Genomic DNA, 19234 nt, shown 5'->3' with positions numbered 1-19234 from the left:
CGCCCGGCGCGAGGCCGGGCGTGGGTGTTGCAGCAGACCGATCAGGCCTGGGACGGCGGCGTTGCCGGAGCAGCGGCGGACGGCGCCACGGCCGGTGCGGCGGCGGGGGCCGACGGAGCCGGGGTGACGGCCGGAGCGGCAGCCGGTTTTGCAGCGGCCGGCTTGGCGGCGGCTTTCGGTGCAGCGGGCTTCTTCACGGCAGGCTTCTTCGCCGCGGCCGGCTTGGCTACAGGTTTCGCAGCGGCAGGCTTGGCGGCAGCAGCCGGTTTTGCAGCGGGTTTGGCAGCCGGCTTCGCGGCGGCTTTCGCTGCAGCGGGCTTGGCGGCCGGTTTCGCGGCGGGCTTGGCCGCAGCCTTGGCAGCCGGCTTCGCGGCAGGCTTGGCAGCGGGTTTCGCAGCAGCCTTGGCAGCCGGTTTGGCGGCGGCTTTAGCGGCAGGCTTGGCGGCCGGCTTCGCTGCAGGTTTGGCCGCAGCCTTGGCAGCCGGCTTGGACGCCGCGGTCTTCACAGCGGGTTTCGCGGCCGGTTTGGCGGCGGCTTTCGCTGCGGGTTTCGCGGCGGCCTTGGCGGCCGGCTTGGCGACGCTGACGCCGGTGAGCTTCTCGATCTGCCTGGTGAGGCTGTCGACCTTGCTGTGCAGGTCTTTCACTTCACGGCTGCTCGGTACGCCCAGGCGCGAGATCGCGCTGTTCAGACGCTTGTCGAAGGCCTCTTCCAGCTCGCCCCACTTGCCGATCGCAGCGCCTTTGACGGCATCCACGCGCGCCTTCGCGGAACGGGTGGAGGTTTTCACCGCACCCTCGACTTCGGTCTTGGCCTGTTTCTCCGCCTTCTCGCCATCCTTCACGAGGGACTCGAATACCTTGCTGCCGTCCTTGCTGACCTTCGAGTAGGCCCCCAAGCCGGCCAGCCAGATCTGCCGCGAGTATTTCTCGATCTCGCCGATCCAGCCGGACTCTTTTTTATCGGTAGTTTTTCTGCCAGCCATCCTGCTCTCCTTATTGGGTTCTCGCGACACGCTCGAGCACTGCGCTCAGCTCATCCAGCTTAGCAGAGAGCGCCTCCACATCACGCCTGGAGGGAATTCCGATGCGATTGAGGGCGGAGGAAACGCGCGCGTCGAACGCCGCTTCGATCTTGTCGAAGTTCAGCTTCGCCTTGACGCTGTGCAGGCGGCCCTTGACGGTGTCGTTGGCGGCGTCGATCTGGGTGGTCACCAGCTCGCGGCCTTTCTTCTCCACGGACTCGCCGGACTTGACCAGCTCCTTGAAGTATTCGCTGCCTTCCTGGCCGACCTTGGCGTAGGTGCCCAGGCCTGCGAGCCAGATCTGCCGGGCGTAGTGCTTGGCATCGGTATAGAGGGAGGATTCGAGTTCTACGACTTTCTTCTTGCTGACAGCCTTGGCCATGGTGGCACCTCACAGAGTCGGATTCGATGATGTCGAATAGCTGCCCGCGAAAGGCGGGACTGTGGGCCAAGGTATCGGGGAAAATTAGAAAACACATACCAGGCTTTGCGGGAAAGCCCGCGCCGTCGGGAAACGGCATGGCCCCGCAGGGAGCGGGGCCGGAAGGGATCAGGCCAGGGCCTTGTCCAGCGCGCGCTCGATCTCGCCCTTGAGCAGGCCGCCCATGGCCGAGAGCATCAGGCCCAGCTTCACGTCCACCGCGACCTTGTCCGCGCCCACTTCGATGCGCCCGTCCACGCCGCTGCGCTTGAACAGCAGGGTGTCGCCCTGCCACTCGCTGCTCACGCCGTGCTCGCGGGTGAGCTTGTCGGCGAGCTTTTCCGCCTTGGCGCGGGCGGCTTCGAGGCCGAGGGAGTGGGAACGTTCGACGTGGATACGGGACATGCTGGAACTCCGCGATTGACTGACGCTGCCGATCATACGCGCCGCGCCGTATCGCCGCACCCTGCCGCCACGGTCACCGGGGCGGCGTTTTCCGTGCTTCCTGTTAGAATGCCCGCCACTGACTTCCAGGGTACAAACGCCATGAGCGAACCGCGCAAGCCCCAAGCCGGCCAGGACGGCGCCGATCCCACCACGCACTTCGGCTACAAGACCGTGCGTGAGAGCGAGAAGGCCGAGAAGGTCGCCGAAGTATTCCACTCGGTCGCCGCCAAGTACGACCTGATGAACGACCTGATGTCCGGTGGCGTCCACCGTCTGTGGAAGCGTTTCACCATCGAGCTGTCCGGCGTGCGCGCCGGCAACCGGGTGCTGGACATCGCCGGCGGCACCGGCGACCTGACCCGCCAGTTCTCCCGCCTGGTCGGCCCGACCGGCGAAGTGGTGCTGGCCGACATCAACGCCTCGATGCTCAAGGTCGGCCGCGACAAGCTGCTCGACAGCGGCGTCGCCGGCAACGTCAACTTCGTCCAGGCCGACGCCGAGAAGCTGCCGTTCCCCGACAACTACTTCGACGCGGTGACCATCGCCTTCGGTCTGCGCAACGTCACCCACAAGGACCAGGCCATCCGCTCCATGCTGCGGGTGCTCAAGCCCGGCGGCCGCCTGCTGGTGCTGGAATTCTCCAAGCCCACCAGCAGCCTGCTGTCCAAGGCCTATGACGCGTACTCCTTCACCCTCCTGCCGCTGATGGGCAAGCTGGTGACCAACGATTCCGAGAGCTACCGCTACCTCGCCGAATCGATCCGCATGCATCCCGACCAGGAAACGCTGAAGTCGATGATGGTGGAGGCCGGCTTCGACCGCGTCACCTACCACAACATGACCGGCGGCGTGGTCGCCCTGCACCGCGGCATCAAACCCTGATGACCCTGTTCCTGCAGGCCGCCCTGGCCAGCGCCGAAGCCACCGTCAACCGCGTGCTGCGGCTCGACGGCGTGGCCCTGCGGCGTCTCGGCCGGCTCGCCGGCAAGGTGCTGGAGGTGGACTGCCAGGCGCCCGCGCTGCGGCTGTTCATCCTGCCCGACGCCGACGGCCTGCACCTGGCCGCGCACCACGAGGCGCCGGCCGACTGCACCCTGGTCGCGCCGGCTGGCAGCCTGCTGCAGCTGGCCCTGGCCAAGGACAAGACCCGCGTCCTGCACAGCCCGGAAGTGACCATGGGCGGCGACAGCGCGATGCTGCTGGAGCTGGCCGACATCCTCCAGAGCCTGGAGCTGGACTGGGAATACGAAGTCTCCCGCTGGCTCGGCCCGGTGCCCGCGCACCTGCTCGGCGCGCGCCTGCGCGGCGGCATGGCCTGGGCCGGCGACAGCCTGGAGAGCCTGCGCCTGAGCCTCGCCGACTATCTCGCCGAGGAAAGCCGCAGCCTGGTCGGCCAGCACGAAGCCGAAGCGCGCTTCGCCGAACTGGACCAGTTGAAGATGTCCCTCGACCGCCTCGACGCGCGGATCAACCGCCTGACCCAGAAGATCAAGCCTGACGCATGAAGCTGCTCGCCTTCCGCCGCCTGCTGCGCATCCAGCGCGTAGCCATCCGCTACCGCCTGGACGACATGGTCCTCGAACTGCCGTTCCTGCCCTGGTGGCTGCGCCTGCTCGGCGGGCTGCTGCCCTGGCGCTGGCTGCCGCGCAAGCCGCTGGAGCTCAGCCGCGGCGCGCGCATCCGGCTGGCGCTGGAGGACCTCGGGCCGATCTTCATCAAGTTCGGCCAGATCCTCTCCACCCGCCGCGACCTGCTGCCCGACGACATCGCCCTGGAGCTGGCCTTCCTGCAGGACAAGGTGCCGCCCTTCCCGCCGGAACAGGCCGTGGCGCTGATCGAACAGCAGCTGGGCGCGAAGATCGAGCAGGTGTTCTCCCGCTTCGAGCGCGAACCGCTGGCTTCCGCCTCGGTGGCGCAGGTGCACACCGCGCAGCTCAAGAGCGGCGAAGAAGTGGTGGTGAAGGTCATCCGGCCGAACCTGGAGCCGGTGATCCGCTCCGACATCGCCTGGCTGCACATCCTCGCCCGCACCGCCGAGCGCATCTCCGCCGACGCCCGCCGCCTGCACCCGGCCGAAGTGGTCAGCGACTACGAGAAGACCATCTACGACGAGTTGGACCTGCTCCGTGAAGCGGCCAACTCCTCGCAGCTGCGGCGCAACTTCGAGGGCTCGCCGCTGCTCTATGTGCCTCAGGTCTACTGGGACTGGTGCCGCCCGAAAGTGCTGGTGATGGAGCGCATCTACGGCATCCCGGTGACCGACCTGGACACCCTGCGCGACCAGCGCACCGACTTCAAGGCGCTGGCCGAGCGCGGCGTGGAGATCTTCTTCACCCAGGTATTCCGCGACAGCTTCTTCCACGCCGACATGCACCCCGGCAACATCTTCGTCAGCACCCGCACGCCCTGGAGCCCGCAGTACATCGCGGTGGACTGCGGCATCGTCGGCAGCCTCACCGACGAGGACCAGGACTACCTGGCGCGCAACCTGATCGCCTTCTTCAAACGCGACTACCGCAAGGTCGCCCAGCTGCACATCGACTCGGGCTGGGTACCGGCCCAAACCAAGGTGAACGATTTCGAAGCGGCGATCCGCACCGTGTGCGAGCCGATCTTCGAGAAGCCGCTCAAGGACATCTCCTTCGGCCAGGTGTTGCTGCGTCTGTTCCAGACCGCGCGGCGCTTCAACATGGAAGTGCAGCCGCAACTGGTGCTGCTGCAGAAGACCCTGCTGAACATCGAAGGCCTGGGCCGCCAGCTTTACCCGGAGCTGGACCTGTGGACCACCGCACAGCCGTTCCTGGAACGCTGGATGCGCGAGCGCGTCAGCCCCGGCACCCTGCTGCGCAACGCCCAGCAGCACATCGAACAACTGCCGCACCTGGCGCAGATGACCCGCGACACGCTGGAGCGACTGTCCCGCGAGCCGCAGCCAGAAGCGCGGCTGAGCGGCACCCCGGCCGGTATGGCCAGTGCCTGGCCGGCGCGGCTGATTGGCGCAGTGCTGGTCGCCGGCGCCGCCGAAACCGGCCTGGCCACCCACAGTCTCGCGGCCTGGCCGGCCTGGGCGATGCTGGCCGGTGGTCTGTATCTGATTCTGCGCCGATAGCCAGTCGCCGCACTGGCTGGCACACTTAACCGCTATACAAAGTGGCTCCGGGCACTGCGCGTGCCCGCTGTACGGAACCCGAGATGAAAGACTGGCTGGACGAAATCAAGTGGAATGCCGATGGACTGGTGCCGGCGATCGCCCAGGACCATCGCACCGGCCGCGTGCTGATGATGGCCTGGATGAACCGCGAGGCCCTCACCCTCACCGCCGCCGAGAACCGCGCCATCTACTGGTCGCGCTCGCGCGGCAAGCTCTGGCGCAAGGGCGAGGACTCCGGCCACGTGCAGAAGCTGCATGAGCTGCGCCTGGACTGCGACGCCGACGTGGTGATCCTGATGGTCGAACAGCTGGGCGGCATCGCCTGTCACACCGGGCGCGAGAGCTGCTTCTACCGGGTGTTCGAGAACGGCGCCTGGCAGACCGTCGACCCGGTCCTCAAGGACCCGGATGTCATCTACTCCCACGTAGGTACAGGAAAACCCCATGAGCACTGATACCCTCGCCCGTCTGGCGGAAGTCCTCGAAGCGCGCAAGAATGCGGCACCGGACAGCTCCTACGTGGCCAGCCTGTATCACAAGGGCCTGAACAAGATCCTGGAGAAGGTTGGCGAAGAGTCGGTGGAAACCATTCTCGCCGCCAAGGACGCCGCCACCAGCGGTGATTGCACGGACCTGATCTACGAAACGGCCGACCTCTGGTTCCACTCCCTGGTGATGCTCGCCGCCCTCGGCCAGCACCCGCAGGCGGTACTGGACGAGCTGGACCGCCGCTTCGGCCTTTCCGGGCACGACGAGAAAGCCGCGCGCCAGCCGTCTGCCTGAACCCGACAACTTTGCGAGGAAAACAAGATGGGCATCTTTGACTGGAAACACTGGGTCGTCATCCTGATCGTCGTGGTCCTGGTCTTCGGCACCAAGCGCCTGAAGAACCTCGGTTCGGACGTCGGCGAAGCCATCAAGGGCTTCAAGAAAGCGATGAACACCGAGGAAGACGAGAAAAAGGACCCGAGCGCCGCCGCCGGCAACCCGCCGCTGAACCAGCCGCACACCATCGACGCCCAGGCGCAGAAGGTCGAAGAGCCGGCGCGCAAGGACTGATTCATGTTCGGTATCAGCTTCAGCGAACTGCTGCTGGTGGGTCTCGTCGCCCTGCTGGTGCTCGGCCCCGACCGCCTGCCGGGTGCCGCGCGCACCGCAGGCCTGTGGATCGGCCGGCTCAAGCGCAGCTTCAACGCCATCAAGACGGAAGTGGAGCGCGAGCTGGGCGCGGATGAAATCCGTCGCCAGCTGCACAACGAACACATCCTGCAGATGGAGCAGGAAGCCAAGAAGCTGATGGCGCCGCTGACCGACCTGCAGGAGCAGGCCCGGGAAACCTTCAACCCGCAGCAGCAGCCGGCCCAGCCCGACGGCCACAGTGCGCCTGCCGAGTCGCCCGCGGCTCCGAGCATCGCGCCCAACAGCCGCCTGAACAGTCTGCCGGGCGCGGGCCTCGCGCCTGCCACCGCCGAGCCTGCGGCCACCGTGCCGCCAGCCAGCCAGCCGGCTGAACCGACTGGTGCAAGCCAGCCGCCCGCTTCGCCCGAGACGCCGCGTACCCCATGAGCGCCGACAAGCCCGACCAACCCGAACACGACCAGGAAATGCCCCTGGTCTCACACCTGACCGAACTGCGCACGCGCCTGCTGCGCTGCGTGGTCGCGATCTTCGTGATCTTCATCGGCCTGCTGTACTTCTCGCAGAAGATCTACGCGCTGGCTTCCGAGCCGCTGCGCCGCTTCCTGCCCGAAGGCGCGACCATGATCGCCATCGACCCGGCGTCGGCCTTCCTCGCGCCGCTGAAGCTGACCATGATCGTCGCCGTGCTGTTCGCCATGCCGGTGATCCTCGCCCAGGTCTGGGGCTTCATCGCACCGGGACTGTACAAGCACGAGAAGCGCGTCGCCCTGCCGCTGCTGGCCTCCAGCATCGTGCTGTTCTACGCCGGCATGGCCTTCGCCTACTTCCTGGTGTTCCCGTTGATGTTCCACTTCTTCCTCGGCTCGGCCCCGGAAGGCGTGACGCCGATGACCGACATCAACAGCTACCTGGACTTCCTCACCCTGCTGTTTGCCTTCGGCGTGGCCTTCGAGATTCCCGTGGCCACCGTGCTGCTGGTGTGGATCGGGGTGGTCAACGTGGCCTACCTGAAGAAGATCCGCCCCTACGTGATCATCGGCTGCTTCGTCGTCGGCATGATCCTCACCCCGCCGGACCCGCTGTCGCAGACCTTGCTGGCAGTACCGATGTGGTTGCTGTTCGAGGCCGGCGTGCTGTTCAGCCACCTGATCCGCAAGCGTGGCCCGGAAGAGGAAGAAGAGTCCAAGGGCGACCAGCCTCCGGCCACCCGCTCGTGAACCTGCTGCTCCTCGCCGACGCCGACTTCGTGGCGGCGGACCGCGTGATCCTGCGCGACCGCCGCCTGACCCACCTGCAGGAAGTCCACCGCGCCGAAAGCGGCGACCGGATGCGCGTCGGTCGCCTTGGCGGCCTGATGGGCGAAGGCCGTCTGCTGCGCCTGGAAGCCAACGAGGCCGAGTTGCAGGTCAGCTTCGAGCAAGCCCCGCCGGCCAAGCTGCCGCTCACCCTGCTGCTCGCCCTGCCCCGCCCGAAGATGCTCCGCCGCGTGCTGCAGACCGTCGCCGCCATGGGCGTGCCGCGCCTGGTGCTGCTCAACAGCTACCGGGTGGAAAAGAGCTTCTGGCAGACCCCCTTCCTCGAACCCGAAGCGGTGCGCGAGCAGTTGATCCTCGGCCTTGAACAGGCCCGCGACACCATGCTCCCCGAAGTGATCATCGAGAAGCGCTTCAAGCCCTTCGTCGAAGACCGCCTGCCGGCCCTGGCCGCTGGCAGCCTGGGCCTGATCGGCCACCCCGGTCCCTGGCCGGAATGCCCGCGCGCGCTGAGCGAGCCGGTGACCCTGGCCATCGGCCCGGAAGGTGGCTGGATTCCCTACGAGGTCGACAAGCTGCGCGAAGCCGGTCTGAACCCCGTGCAACTGGGCGAACGCATCCTGCGCGTCGAGACTGCCGTCACCGCGCTTCTGGCACGACTGTACTAACGGAAAATGGCTAGAGGCCAGTAACCACGCGGCCTCCAGCGTGAACCACCAGTCAGAAAAATAACTCGAAACACTTCAGTTCCAGGCGGCGAAGCCGATATCAGCGGTACCGGTCGTTCCCACTCTGCGCATTTCCTGCTCAGCCATGCGTACCGGCCCCGTACAACCCTGGAGCGCCGCCTTCATGTTTCGCTGGTTCAGCAACCTCAGTGTCAAACTCAAACTCGCGTCCGGCTTCGGCCTGGTGCTGCTGCTCACCCTGCTGATCGCCCTCACCGGCTGGATCAACCTGGGCAACGTGATCAACCGTGGCGACAAGCTCGGCGAGATTTCCGAGCTGATCTCGATCGCCAAGGACCTGCGTATCGCCCGCCTGAAATTCCAGTCCACCCGCGCTCCGGAAGACGCCAAGTCGGTGGTCGATACGCTGGACAAGCTGGACCAGCGCCATCGCTCGCTGAACGAGAAGTTCACCGAGGCCGAGGACCGCCGGGTCATCGATCAGCAGCATGAGCTGAGCGTGGAGTACCGCAAGCTGTACAACCAGCTGCTGAAGTCCTTCGAAGAGCGCGACGCCGCCAAGCAGGTACTGATCCAGGCCGCCGGCGCCGTCAGCGAGGGCATGCAGAAGGCCGAGCAGAAGCTGGTCAGCAACGGCAGCGCCGAGGGCCTGCAACACCTGCAGGACCTCGCCGGCCTCGGTCGTGGCGTCATGCAGGCGCGCCTGCAGGTGATGGCCTATACCAGCACCGACGCGCAGAACCTGGAGCAGCCGGCCTTCGCCGGCCTGCAGAAGCTGATCGACGGCGTGAAGAGTGACATGAGCACCTCGCCGGCCGAATTGAGCGGTGAATTCCGCGCCACCCTCGACGCGCTGGAGACCTACCGCAATGCGCTGACCAACTACCGCAACGAGGTCAACGACAGCCAGGCTGCCCGCGACCGCATGCGCGACGCCGGCCAGCAGATCGAGAAGCTGAGCAACGAGTTGACCGCTACCCAGACCGCCAAGCGCGACGCCGGCGTCGCCCAGGCCAAGACCCTGCTGGGCCTGGCCGCGCTGATCGCCCTGGTGCTGGGCAGCATCGCCGCCTGGATCATCACCGGGCAGATCGTCACTCCGCTGCGCGACGTCCTTGGCCATGCCGAACGCATCGCCGACGGCGACCTCAGCCGTGACATCCCGACCAACCGCCACGACGAACTGGGCCAGCTGCAGAAGAGCATGCAGCGCATGAACCTGTCCCTGCGCGAGCTGATCGGCCGCATCCACGACGGCGTGACGCAGATCGCCAGCGCTGCCGAGGAGCTGTCCGCGGTGACCGAGCAGACCAGCGCCGGGGTGAACAATCAAAAGGTCGAGACCGACCAGGTCGCTACCGCCATGAACGAGATGGCCGCCACCGTGCAGGAAGTCGCGCGTAACGCCGAGGAGGCCTCCGAGGCCGCCTCCGCCGCCGATCGCCAGGCCCGTGACGGCGAAGGCGCGGTGACCGAAGCGGTGACCCAGATGGATCGCCTGGCCGGCGAAGTCGGCCGCACCAACGAGTCGGTGCTCAAGCTCAAGCGCGAAAGCGAGAAGATCGGCAGCGTGCTGGACGTGATCAAGGCGGTCGCCGAGCAGACCAACCTGCTGGCGCTCAACGCCGCCATCGAGGCGGCGCGCGCGGGCGACGCCGGCCGCGGTTTCGCCGTGGTGGCCGATGAAGTACGCGGCCTGGCGCAGCGCACCCAATCCTCCACCGAGGAGATCGAGGAGCTGATCGCCGGCCTGCAGAGCGGCACCCAGCAGGCCGTGCAGATGATGGAAACCTCCCGCGACCTGACCGTCAGCACCGTCGACCTGACCCGCCGTGCCGGCGAGCGCCTGGGCGCCATCACCCGCACCGTGTCGACCATCCAGTCGATGAACCAGCAGATCGCCGCCGCTTCCGAGCAGCAGAGCGCCGTGGCCGAGGAGATCAACCGCAGCGTGATGAACGTCCGCGACATCTCCGAGCAAACTGCCGCCGCCAGCGAGGAAACCGCCGCCTCCAGCGTCGAGCTGGCGCGCCTGGGCAACGAGCTGCAGGTACTGGTCAGCCGCTTCCGCGTCTGATCCGCCCGCTAACGAAAAAGGCCCGCGCAATGCGGGCCTTTTTTATTCGCCCCCGAACACAGCCCGGCGGCTTTTCGCTTTTCGTAGGAGCGAGCTTGCTCGCGAACAAGCCCCGCTGCGAAGGTGGTTCGCGAGCAATAACGTTGGCGTCCCCCTCGCTCCTACAGGCTTCGCCGTGCACCGCGCCAGAAACCCCGCGACATATTCCCGCCTTCAGTTTCCCGTTTCGCCGCCGATAGCCTCTGACGCACGAAGATGCGTCCCGACAATTCCGCCTCGCCTCTGCACATTCGTTCTTGCCAGCCACGGGCCGTCGATCCCGCGGCGACGTCTGCCTGGAGTTTTCGACATGTACGATTGGCTAGTGGTACAGCTGGGCCGCCTGAACGTCAGCCTGAAGCTGGTGGTGGGCTTCGGCATCCTCCTCTTCCTCACGCTGCTGGTGCTGCTCAGCGGCCTGCACAGCCTGGACAACCAGGCCGAGCGCGGCGGGCAGATGGCGACCATCACCGAACTCAACGACCTCAGCCAGCAGGCCAACCTCGCGCGCCTGCAGTTCGAGCTGGGCGGCGACCGCAGCCAGGCCGAGCGCGTCGAGCAGCACAGCACGAAGATGCTGGAGCTGATCGAGCAGCGTCTGAAAGGCAGCGATATCGATGCCAGACAGCTGGGCGCCGCACGCCAGGCCGTCAGCGAGTACCGCGAAGCCTTCGCCGCCCTGACCCGCGCGGTGGATCAGCGTACCCAGGCCCGCGCCACCCTGGTGGGCAGCGCACAAAGCGCCCTGCAGGCCTTCGAGGCGCTGGACAAGCAGCTCTTCGAGCTGCTCGCCGAACAACCCGGCGATGCCCAGCTGCTGCAGGGAGCGCGGGCCGTTGGCCAACTGCACCAGCAACTGCTGGTGGTGCGCTACCAGGTGCGCGGCTATGTCTTCGAGCAGTCGGCCAGCGCCGAACAGGCCGCCTTCGGCGCCTTCGACCAGCTGCGCGACGCCGGTGGCGCCCTGCAGAGCCAGTTGCCGGCCAGCGCCGCCGACGGCCTGAACACGGCGCTGAAGGACCTGCAGAACTACCGCAGCGGCATCGAGCACTTCCGCGACGGCGTGAACGCCACCCAGCAGGCGCGCAAGAGCCTGAGCAGCGCCAGTGAAGCCCTGCTCGCCGCCGCCACCCGCCTCTACGACGACACCCTGGCGCGCAATGATGCCGAGACCGCTGCCGCCAAGACCCGGCAGATCCTCATCGCCGTGCTGGCCCTGGCCTTTGGCTTCCTCTCCGGCTGGGCGATCAACCGGCAGATCGTCCGTCCGCTGTACGAGGCCCTGGAACTGGCCGAACGTATCGCCCAGGGCGACCTGTCCCAGGGCCTTTCCCGCGACCTCAACCTGCAGCGCAGCGACGAGCTGGGCCAGCTGCAGCGGGTGATGCTGCGCATGCGCGAAAGCCTGGCGCAACTGCTCGGCCATATCGGCGGCAGCGTCAGCCAGCTGGCCACCGCCGCCGACGAACTCTCCGCCGTCACCGAACAGACCCGTGCCGGGGTGAACAGCCAGCGCGTGGAGACCGAACAGGTCGCCAGCGCCATCCACGAAATGGCTGCCACCGTGCAGGAAGTGGCGCGCAACGCCGAGCAGGCCTCCGCCGCCGCCCAGCAGGCCGACCTGCAGGCCCGCGAGGGCGATCAGGTGGTGCAGGACGCGGTCAACCAGATCGGCCGCCTGGCCACCGAGGTGGACCGCTCCGCCGAGGCCATGGAGCTGCTGCGCAAGGAAAGCGAGAAGATCGGCAGCGTGCTCGACGTGATCAAGTCGGTGGCCGAACAGACCAACCTGCTGGCGCTCAACGCCGCCATCGAGGCCGCCCGCGCCGGCGAGGCCGGGCGTGGTTTCGCCGTGGTGGCCGACGAGGTACGTGGCCTGGCTCAGCGTACGCAGTCTTCCACCGCCGAGATCGAGGGCCTGATCGCCGGCCTGCAGCGCGGCGCCCAGGAAGCGGTGACGCGCATGGACGACAGCCGCCGCCTGACCGGCAGCTCGGTGGAGCTGACCCGCCGCGCCGGCGAGGCGCTGGGGGTGATCGCCCGCACCGTGGCCGATATCCAGGGCATGAACCTGCAGATCGCCTCGGCCGCCGAGCAACAGAGCAGCGTCGCCGAGGAGATCAACCGCAGCGTGGTCCAGGTCCGCGAGATCGCCGACCAGTCCGCCGCCGCCAGCGAGCAGACCGCCAGCTCCAGCACCGAGCTGGCGCGGCTGGGCAACGAGCTGCAACTGCAGGTGGGCCGCTTCCGCCTGTGACGCGCCAGTCGGTCGGTGCGCCCGCGCCGACCGACATCGGCAGGACAGTTGTCATGCGCATGGCGTAGGATCGGTCACTCGCCATATAGGGAGAGTGACCATGCGCCCGCTGACCATCGACCTCGACGAACTGGCCTTCGCGCTTGATACCCAGGGTATCGATCACTACCTCGACCTGTTCAGCGGCCAGGTGCTGCTGATCCCCGAAGAAGACCCCGACCCGGAGCTGGCCGAGCTGCTGCAGCGTGAGCCGGAGCGCCTGCTGCCCATCGATCCCTTGAGCAGCGGCCAGTCGCTGGACCTGATGCGCGATTTCCTCCGCGAAGTGCCCGAACCCCACGCCTATTCCGCCCTGGCCAACGCCATCGAGGGACGCAAGCCGTTCAAGGCCTTCCGCCATGTACTGATGGGTTATCCCGAGTTGCTGCAGGCCTGGTACGTCTACCAGGGCGAGCGCCTGCGCGAATGCGCGCTGGACTGGCTGGCGGACAACCAGATCCAGCCGGCCGGGCGCAGCCCCAGCGCTTACCTGTAGGCGGCCCCGAACACCGGCGTAATCCGTAGGGCGCATAACGCCTCGGGCGTTATCCGCCGCCAACACGGCGGATAACCCGTTCCGGGTTATGCGCCCTACGTCGCTGCGCGAGTGCCGTGCTCACCGGCGCCGCAGGAGCGGACGCCGTCCGCGATCGGCCATCGCCTGCACCGGACTCGCCGCGCACGCACCAACAAAAACGCCGCCCCGAAGGGCGGCGTTGTCGTTTCCAGCCGGTGAGGCTCAGCCTTTCGGCGGCTCGCTGGAGATCGGCTTGGCTTGCGCCGCCGTGGCCTGCCAGCCGCCGCCGAGGGCCTTGTACAGGTTGACCTCGCTGGTCAGCTGGTTGAGGCGGTCGGTGATCAGCTGCTGCTGGGCACTGAACAGCGAGCGCTGCGCGTCGAGCACGGTGAGGTAGTTGTCCACGCCGGTGCGGTAGCGCTTGTCGGCCAGCCGGTAGTACTCGCTGGTGGCGTCCACCAGCGCGCGCTGCGCCTGCAACTGCTCGTTGAAGGTGCCGCGCGCGGCGAGACCGTCGGCGACCTCGGAGAAGGCCGTCTGGATGGCCTTCTCGTACTGCGCCACGTTGATGTCCTTCTGCACCCTGGCCAGGTCCAGGCTCGCCTGCAGGCTGCCGGCGTTGAAGATCGGCAAGGTGATCGAAGGCTTGAACAGCCAGCTGCCGGAGCCGCCGTCGAACAGGCCGGACAGGTCCGGACTGAGGCTGCCGGCGTTGGCGGTCAGGCTGATGTTCGGGAAGAACGCCGCCCGCGCTGCGCCGATGTTGGCGTTGGCCGCCTTGAGCTGGTGCTCCGCCTGGAGGATGTCCGGGCGACGCTGCAGCAGGTCCGATGGCAGGCCCGCCGGCACGGTGGCCAGCAACTCGTCGGACAGCTGGCGGCCCTGGGGCAGGTCGCCCGGCAGACCGGAACCGAGCAGCAGCACCAGCGCGTTCTGGTCCTGCGCGACGAGACGGGTGTACTGCGCCAGGGTCGCCCGTGCGCTTTCCACCGAGGTCTGCGACTGGCGCAGGTCCAGGGCGGAAGCGACACCCACTTCGTAGCTGCGCTTGGTCAGGTCGTAGCTCTTCTGGTAGGTGCCCAGGGTGTTGCGGGTCAGCTCCAGCTGGGCCTGATCGGCGCGCAGTGTCAGGTAGGCGTTGGCGACGTTGGCCACCAGGCTGGTCTGGGTGCTGCGCTGTGCCTCCTCGGTGGCGAAGTACTGCTCCAGCGCCTGGTCACGCAGGGCGCGCAGGCGGCCGAACAGGTCGAGTTCCCAGGAGGTAACGCCCAGGGTCGCGCCATACTGGCTGCTGATCATCGAGCTGCCGGTGGTCGACAGGTCCGCCGGCAGGCGCTGGCGCGAGCCGGTAAGGCTGGCATCCACCGCCGGGAACAGGTCGGCCCGCTGGATGCGGTACTGCGCCCGGTAGGCTTCGATGTTCAGCGCGGCGACGCGCAGGTCGCGGTTGTTTTCCAGCGACACTTCGACCAGTCGCTGCAGTTGCGGGTCCTTGAAGAACTCGCGCCAGCCGATGTCGGCGCCGGCGTTGGCCGGCTGCGCCGCATCGTAGGCATCGCCCTGCGGATAAGCCGCGGCCACGGGCGCCTCGGGGCGCTCGTAGTCGGGGATCAGCGAGCAGCCGGACAATACGACGGCTGCGACTGCCAGGGACAAAAAGGACTTTCTCATATCAATGCCCCTTCTCGGTGGTTTCCTGTTCCTTGGACGCAGCGTCCTTGAACAGGGTACTGACCACCACGTAGAACAACGGCACCCAGAAGATCGCGAGGACGGTCGCGGTGACCATGCCGCCGATCACGCCGGTACCGATCGCGTGCTGGCTGCCGGAGCCGGCACCGGTGGAAATCGCCAGCGGCACCACGCCGAGGATGAACGCCAGGGAGGTCATGACGATCGGGCGCAGACGCATCCGGCAGGCCTCGATGGCCGCCTCGACGATGCCCTTGCCCTGCTCGTGCAGTTCCTTGGCGAACTCGACGATCAGGATCGCGTTCTTCGCCGACAGGCCGATGGTGGTCAACAGCCCCACCTGGAAGAACACGTCGTTGGACAGGCCGCGCATGGACGTCGCCAGCAGCGCACCGATGACGCCCAGCGGCACCACCAGCATCACCGAGAACGGGATCGACCAGCTCTCGTACAGCGCCGCCAGACAGAGGAACACCACGATCAGCGACAGGGCATAGAGCGCAGGGGCCTGCGAGCCGGACAGGCGTTCCTCGTAGGACAGACCGGTCCAGGCATAGCCGACGCCCTTGGGCAGTTGCTTGACGATATCCTCGACCGCCGCCATGGCCTCACCGGTGGAACGGCCCGGGGCCGGTTCACCGAGGACTTCCATGGCCGGCACGCCGTTGTAGCGCGCCAGTTTCGGCGAGCCATAACTCCACTCGCCGGTGGCGAAGGCGCTGAATGGCACCATCTCGCCGGAGCTGTTGCGCACGTACCACTTGTCCAGGTCTTCCGGGCTCATCCGCGCGTTCGGGCGGCCTTGCAGGTAGACCTTCTTCACCCGACCGCGGTCGATGAAGTCATTGACGTAGTTCGAACCCCAGGCGATGGAAATGGTGCTGTTGATGTCCGCCAGCGAGACGCCCAGCGCACTGGCCTTCTCGTCGTCGATCAGCAGCTTGTACTGCGGCTCGTCGTTCAGGCCGTTGGGACGCACGCGTTGCAGCACCGGGTTCTGCGCGGCCAGGCCGAGGAACTGGTTGCGCGCCTGCATCAGCACTTCGTGACCGACGCCGGCCTGGTCCTGGAGGAAGATGTCGAAGCCCACGGCGTTACCCAGTTCGAGTACCGCCGGCGGGGCGAAGGCGAACACCATCGCGTCCTTGAAGCTGAAGAAGTGCTGCTGCGCGCGCTGGGCCAGCGCGAACACGCTGTTCTCCGCGCCCGGACGCTCTTCCCAGGGCTTGAGCATGATGAACGCCATGCCCGAGCTCTGGCCGCGGCCGGCGAAGTTGAAGCCGGTCACGGTGAACACCGAGTTCACCGAGCTGCTTTCCTTGTCCAGCAGGTATTGGCGCATCGAATCCACCACCACCTGGGTGCGCTCGGCGGACGAACCGGCCGGGGTCTGCACCTGGGCGAACAGCACGCCCTGGTCCTCGTCGGGCAGGAACGCCGTGGGGATGCGGGTGAACAGGAAGACCATGCCGCCGAGGATCAGCACGTACATCAGCAGGTACGGCAAGCGGTGCTTGAGGATCGAGGTGACGCCGCGCTCGTAGCCGTGGGTGGTGGAGAGGAACGCACGGTTGAACCAGCCGAAGAAGCCGCGCTTGTGTTCGCCGTGGTCGCCCTTCTCGATGGGCTTGAGCATGGTGGCGCAGAGCGCCGGGGTCAGCACCAGGGCCACCAGTACCGACAGGGCCATGGCCGAGACGATGGTGATGGAGAACTGGCGGTAGATCACCCCGGTGGAGCCGCCGAAGAAGGCCATCGGCAGGAACACCGCCGAGAGCACCAGGGCGATACCCACCAGCGCGCCCTGGATCTGGCCCATGGACTTGCGCGCCGCCTCGCGGGGCGACAGGCCTTCCTCGGCCATCACCCGCTCGACGTTTTCCACCACCACGATGGCGTCGTCCACCAACAGGCCGATCGCCAGCACCATGCCGAACATGGTCAGGGTGTTGATCGAGAAGCCGAAGGCGGCGAGTACGCCGAAGGTGCCGAGCAGGACCACCGGCACGGCGATCGTCGGGATCAGCGTGGCGCGGAAGTTCTGCAGGAACAGGTACATCACCAGGAACACCAGCAGGATCGCTTCGCCCAGGGTCTTCACCACCTCATGGATGGAGGCGGAGACCACCGGCGTGGTGTCGTACGGGTAGACGATCTTCATGCCCTGCGGGAAGAACGGCTCCAGCGTGGCCAGGGTGGCGCGGATCGACTTGGCGGTATCCAGCGCGTTGGCGCCGGTGGCCAGCTTGATCGCGATGCCCGAGGCCGGCTTGCCGTTGAACTGGGCGTTGATGCTGTAGTCCTGGCCGCCCAGGGCCACATCGGCGACGTCCTTCAGGCGAACCTGGGAGCCGTCGGCGTTGACCTTGAGCAGGATGTCCTTGAATTGCTCGGCGCTCTGCAGGCGGGTCTTGCCGATGATGGTGGCGTTGAGCTGCTGGCCCTTCACCGCGGGCAGGCCGCCCAGCTGGCCGGAGGAGATCTGCACGTTCTGCGCCTGGATCGCTGTCTTCACGTCGCCCGGGGTCATCTGGAAGCTGTTGAGCTTCGCCGGGTCCAGCCAGATGCGCATGGCGTACTGCGAACCGAACACCTGGAAGTCACCCACACCAGCGGTCCGCGACAGCGGGTCCTGGATGTTGGAGACGATGTAGTTCGACAGGTCTTCCTTGGTCATGCTGCCGTCTTCGGAGACGACGCCGACCACCATCAGGAAGTTCTTCACCGCCTTGGTCACGCGGATGCCCTGCTGCTGCACTTCCTGCGGCAGGAGCGGCGTGGCCAGCTGCAGCTTGTTCTGCACCTGGACCTGGGCGATGTCAGGGCTGGTGCCCTGGTCGAAGGTCACGGTGATGGTCATGCTGCCGTCGGAGTTGGACTCCGAGGAGATATAGCGCAGATGGTCGAGACCGTTCATCTGCTGCTCGATGACCTGCACCACGGTGTCCTGCACCGTCTCGGCGGAGGCGCCCGGGTAGCTCACCTGGATGGCGATGGCCGGCGGCGCAATGGCCGGGTACTGGTTCACCGGCAACTTGAGGATCGACAGACCGCCCGCCAGCATGATCACCAGGGCGATCACCCAGGCGAAGATGGGCCGGTCAATGAAAAACTTCGACATTACGAATCCCCTTGATTAACCCTGCTTGGCCGGTTGAGCGGCGGCGGGCTTGTCCGCGGCACCCGCGGTGGGCGCCACGTTCTTCGCGGGTACGGCCTTGGCCTGGGCGCCCGGCTGGACGTACTGCAGGCCTTCGGTGATCAGGCGGTCGCCGGCCTTCAGGCCATCGCTGACCAGCCAATAGGCACCGACGGTGCGGTCGGCCTTGATGGTGCGCAGCTCGACCTTGTCCTCGGCGTTGAGCACCAGTGCGGTGGCCATGCCACGGAAGTCACGGGTCACGCCCTGCTGCGGCGCCAGGATGGCCTGCTTCTTGATGCCCTCTTCCAGCTGCGCATGGACGAACATCCCCGGCAGCAGCTCCTTGTTCGGGTTGGGGAAGATGGCGCGCACGGTCACCGAGCCGGTGCCCTGGTCAACCGAGACCTCGGAGAACTCCAGCTTGCCCTCGACGGGGTATTCGGAGCCGTCTTCCAGGTACAGCTTGACCTTGGCGGCGTTGTCGCCGGCCTTCTCCAGCTGCCCGGCGGCCAGCTCGCGGCGCAGACGGATCAGCGCGGTGGAGGACTGGGTAACGTCGACGTAGATCGGGTCCAGCTGCTGCACGGTGGCCAGCGCGGTGCTCTGGCCGTTCTGCACCAGGGCGCCTTCGGTGACGCTGGAGCGGCCGATGCGGCCGGAGATCGGCGAGTAGACCTTGGTGTAGCGCACGTTGATCTGCGCGCTGTCGACGGTGGCCTTGGCCTGCAGGTAGGCGGCCTGGGCGTCGGCGTACTGCTGCTTGCTCACCGCCTCGTCCTTGACCAGCTCCTTGTAGCGCTCGGCCTGCTGCTGGGTGGACACCAGATTGGCCTGGGCACTCTGCAGAGTCGCCTGGTAGGTGGCCGGGTCGATCTGGTACAGCTGCTGGCCTTCCTTGACGTCGCTGCCTTCCTTGAACAGGCGCTTGAGGATGATGCCGTTCACCTGCGGGCGAACTTCGGCGATGCGATACGCGGTGGTACGGCCGGGCAGTTCGGTGCTCAGGGTCACTTCCTGCGGTTGCAGGGTCACCACACCGACCTCGGGAACCGGTTTCTCCTGCGGGGCCTGGGCCTTGTCGCAGCCGGCAAGGGTGGCCATGGCGACGAGCAGGGCCGGAACCAGGGCGCGCATGGCTGGCTTTCGTTGCATATCGTTATCCTCGTGAGCAAAGCATCCGGGTTGGCTGTGGGCTTGCCGGTCCGGAAAAGCTGGCAAAAATACTTACATTCAGCTGTGTTTGTAAACGTCCGAAAGCCCTGAGGGAAACCTACTGAAACGATTTAGCCAATGGCTGATATCACAGTAGGTTTCCCGCAAGGCAGTCGCGGCGACGAACAAAGTT

General features: G+C 66.7%; 18 protein-coding genes and 2 pseudogenes. 14 read left to right on the top strand and 6 right to left on the bottom strand.

Translation table 11 applies throughout. The features are described 5' to 3' along the window. Nucleotides 1-41 precede the first annotated feature (41 nt). The 3 genes from J2T47_RS03585 to J2T47_RS03575 form a co-directional block, all read right to left on the bottom strand. Nucleotides 42-986, bottom strand: a complete 945-nt coding sequence (locus J2T47_RS03585; RefSeq protein WP_253442463.1) for a phasin family protein — start codon at nt 984-986, stop codon at nt 42-44. A gap of 10 nt (nt 987-996) precedes the next feature. Further along, on the bottom strand, nt 997-1407 hold the full coding sequence (locus J2T47_RS03580) for a phasin family protein (RefSeq protein ID WP_253442461.1): 411 nt from the start codon (nt 1405-1407) through the stop codon (nt 997-999). A 168-nt stretch (nt 1408-1575) separates the two neighbouring features. After that, on the bottom strand, nt 1576-1851 hold the full coding sequence (locus J2T47_RS03575) for a polyhydroxyalkanoic acid system family protein (RefSeq protein ID WP_138213081.1): 276 nt from the start codon (nt 1849-1851) through the stop codon (nt 1576-1578). 141 nt (nt 1852-1992) lie between these two features. On the opposite strand from J2T47_RS03575, the gene ubiE reads away from it, so the two are divergent. The 14 genes and pseudogenes from ubiE (at nt 1993) to J2T47_RS03515 (ending at nt 13034) form a co-directional block, all read left to right on the top strand. Next, on the top strand, nt 1993-2775 hold the full coding sequence (ubiE, locus tag J2T47_RS03570) for a bifunctional demethylmenaquinone methyltransferase/2-methoxy-6-polyprenyl-1,4-benzoquinol methylase UbiE (RefSeq protein ID WP_253442459.1): 783 nt from the start codon (nt 1993-1995) through the stop codon (nt 2773-2775). Further along, nucleotides 2775-3398 carry a ubiquinone biosynthesis accessory factor UbiJ gene (locus J2T47_RS03565; RefSeq protein ID WP_253442457.1) on the top strand — a complete coding sequence of 208 codons (624 nt, stop codon included), beginning with the start codon at nt 2775-2777 and terminating at the stop codon, nt 3396-3398. The genes ubiE and J2T47_RS03565 overlap by 1 nt, the downstream gene beginning before the upstream one ends. Next, nucleotides 3395-5002 (top strand): ubiquinone biosynthesis regulatory protein kinase UbiB, encoded by a 1608-nt coding sequence (gene ubiB / locus J2T47_RS03560; RefSeq protein ID WP_253442455.1) that lies wholly within the window; start codon nt 3395-3397, stop codon nt 5000-5002. Before J2T47_RS03565 ends, ubiB begins: the two co-directional genes overlap by 4 nt. Before the next feature lie 83 nt (nt 5003-5085). Then, nucleotides 5086-5499, top strand: coding sequence for a phosphoribosyl-AMP cyclohydrolase (hisI, locus tag J2T47_RS03555; RefSeq protein ID WP_253442453.1), 414 nt, complete (start codon nt 5086-5088; stop codon nt 5497-5499). Further along, on the top strand, nt 5489-5827 hold the full coding sequence (locus J2T47_RS03550) for a phosphoribosyl-ATP diphosphatase (RefSeq protein WP_065086256.1): 339 nt from the start codon (nt 5489-5491) through the stop codon (nt 5825-5827). Before hisI ends, J2T47_RS03550 begins: the two co-directional genes overlap by 11 nt. Before the next feature lie 27 nt (nt 5828-5854). Then, nucleotides 5855-6103 carry a twin-arginine translocase TatA/TatE family subunit gene (locus J2T47_RS03545; RefSeq protein ID WP_045212903.1) on the top strand — a complete coding sequence of 83 codons (249 nt, stop codon included), beginning with the start codon at nt 5855-5857 and terminating at the stop codon, nt 6101-6103. A 3-nt stretch (nt 6104-6106) separates the two neighbouring features. Further along, the gene (gene tatB, locus J2T47_RS03540) at nt 6107-6610 is read left to right on the top strand and encodes a Sec-independent protein translocase protein TatB (protein WP_253442451.1); all 504 of its coding nucleotides are present in this window, start codon (nt 6107-6109) and stop codon (nt 6608-6610) included. After that, complete coding sequence (gene tatC / locus J2T47_RS03535; protein ID WP_253442449.1) at nt 6607-7401, top strand: twin-arginine translocase subunit TatC; 795 nt, start codon at nt 6607-6609, stop codon at nt 7399-7401. The genes tatB and tatC overlap by 4 nt, the downstream gene beginning before the upstream one ends. Next, nucleotides 7398-8105, top strand: coding sequence for a 16S rRNA (uracil(1498)-N(3))-methyltransferase (locus tag J2T47_RS03530; protein ID WP_253442447.1), 708 nt, complete (start codon nt 7398-7400; stop codon nt 8103-8105). The genes tatC and J2T47_RS03530 overlap by 4 nt, the downstream gene beginning before the upstream one ends. Nucleotides 8106-8250: 145 nt before the next feature. Next, nucleotides 8251-9330: pseudogene (locus J2T47_RS29405) on the top strand (methyl-accepting chemotaxis protein); the annotation flags it as partial. Further along, nucleotides 9331-10203: a methyl-accepting chemotaxis protein gene (locus J2T47_RS29400; RefSeq protein WP_405307715.1), complete on the top strand. Its 873-nt coding sequence runs from the start codon at nt 9331-9333 to the stop codon at nt 10201-10203. Between the two features lie 349 nt (nt 10204-10552). After that, nucleotides 10553-11641 (top strand): annotated as a pseudogene (locus tag J2T47_RS29395) (methyl-accepting chemotaxis protein); the annotation flags it as partial. Next, entirely contained in the window at nt 11627-12499 is an 873-nt protein-coding gene (locus tag J2T47_RS29390; RefSeq protein ID WP_437180950.1) for a methyl-accepting chemotaxis protein, read from the top strand. The pseudogene J2T47_RS29395 and the gene J2T47_RS29390, both read left to right, overlap by 15 nt. 100 nt (nt 12500-12599) lie before the next feature. Then, on the top strand, nt 12600-13034 hold the full coding sequence (locus J2T47_RS03515; RefSeq protein ID WP_253442441.1) for a UPF0158 family protein: 435 nt from the start codon (nt 12600-12602) through the stop codon (nt 13032-13034). A 243-nt stretch (nt 13035-13277) separates the two neighbouring features. Here the strand turns inward: J2T47_RS03515 and J2T47_RS03510 are convergent, their stop codons facing one another. From J2T47_RS03510 to mexA, 3 genes are read right to left on the bottom strand one after another with little or no spacing between them, the layout of a single operon-like run. Continuing rightward, nucleotides 13278-14726 carry an AdeC/AdeK/OprM family multidrug efflux complex outer membrane factor gene (locus J2T47_RS03510; protein WP_253442439.1) on the bottom strand — a complete coding sequence of 483 codons (1449 nt, stop codon included), beginning with the start codon at nt 14724-14726 and terminating at the stop codon, nt 13278-13280. A 1-nt stretch (nt 14727) separates the two neighbouring features. Continuing rightward, nucleotides 14728-17868 carry an efflux RND transporter permease subunit gene (locus J2T47_RS03505; protein ID WP_253442436.1) on the bottom strand — a complete coding sequence of 1047 codons (3141 nt, stop codon included), beginning with the start codon at nt 17866-17868 and terminating at the stop codon, nt 14728-14730. Between the two features lie 15 nt (nt 17869-17883). Beyond that, nucleotides 17884-19041 carry a multidrug efflux RND transporter periplasmic adaptor subunit MexA gene (mexA, locus tag J2T47_RS03500; RefSeq protein ID WP_253442434.1) on the bottom strand — a complete coding sequence of 386 codons (1158 nt, stop codon included), beginning with the start codon at nt 19039-19041 and terminating at the stop codon, nt 17884-17886. Between the last annotated feature and the right edge of the window lie 193 nt (nt 19042-19234).

Origin of the sequence: Pseudomonas nitroreducens, from assembly GCF_024170165.1 — a bacterium.
Lineage (GTDB): Bacteria > Pseudomonadota > Gammaproteobacteria > Pseudomonadales > Pseudomonadaceae > Pseudomonas > Pseudomonas nitroreducens_C.
Note: the sequence above shows the minus strand (reverse complement) of the source record. Positions and strands in the feature narration are given on the sequence as shown.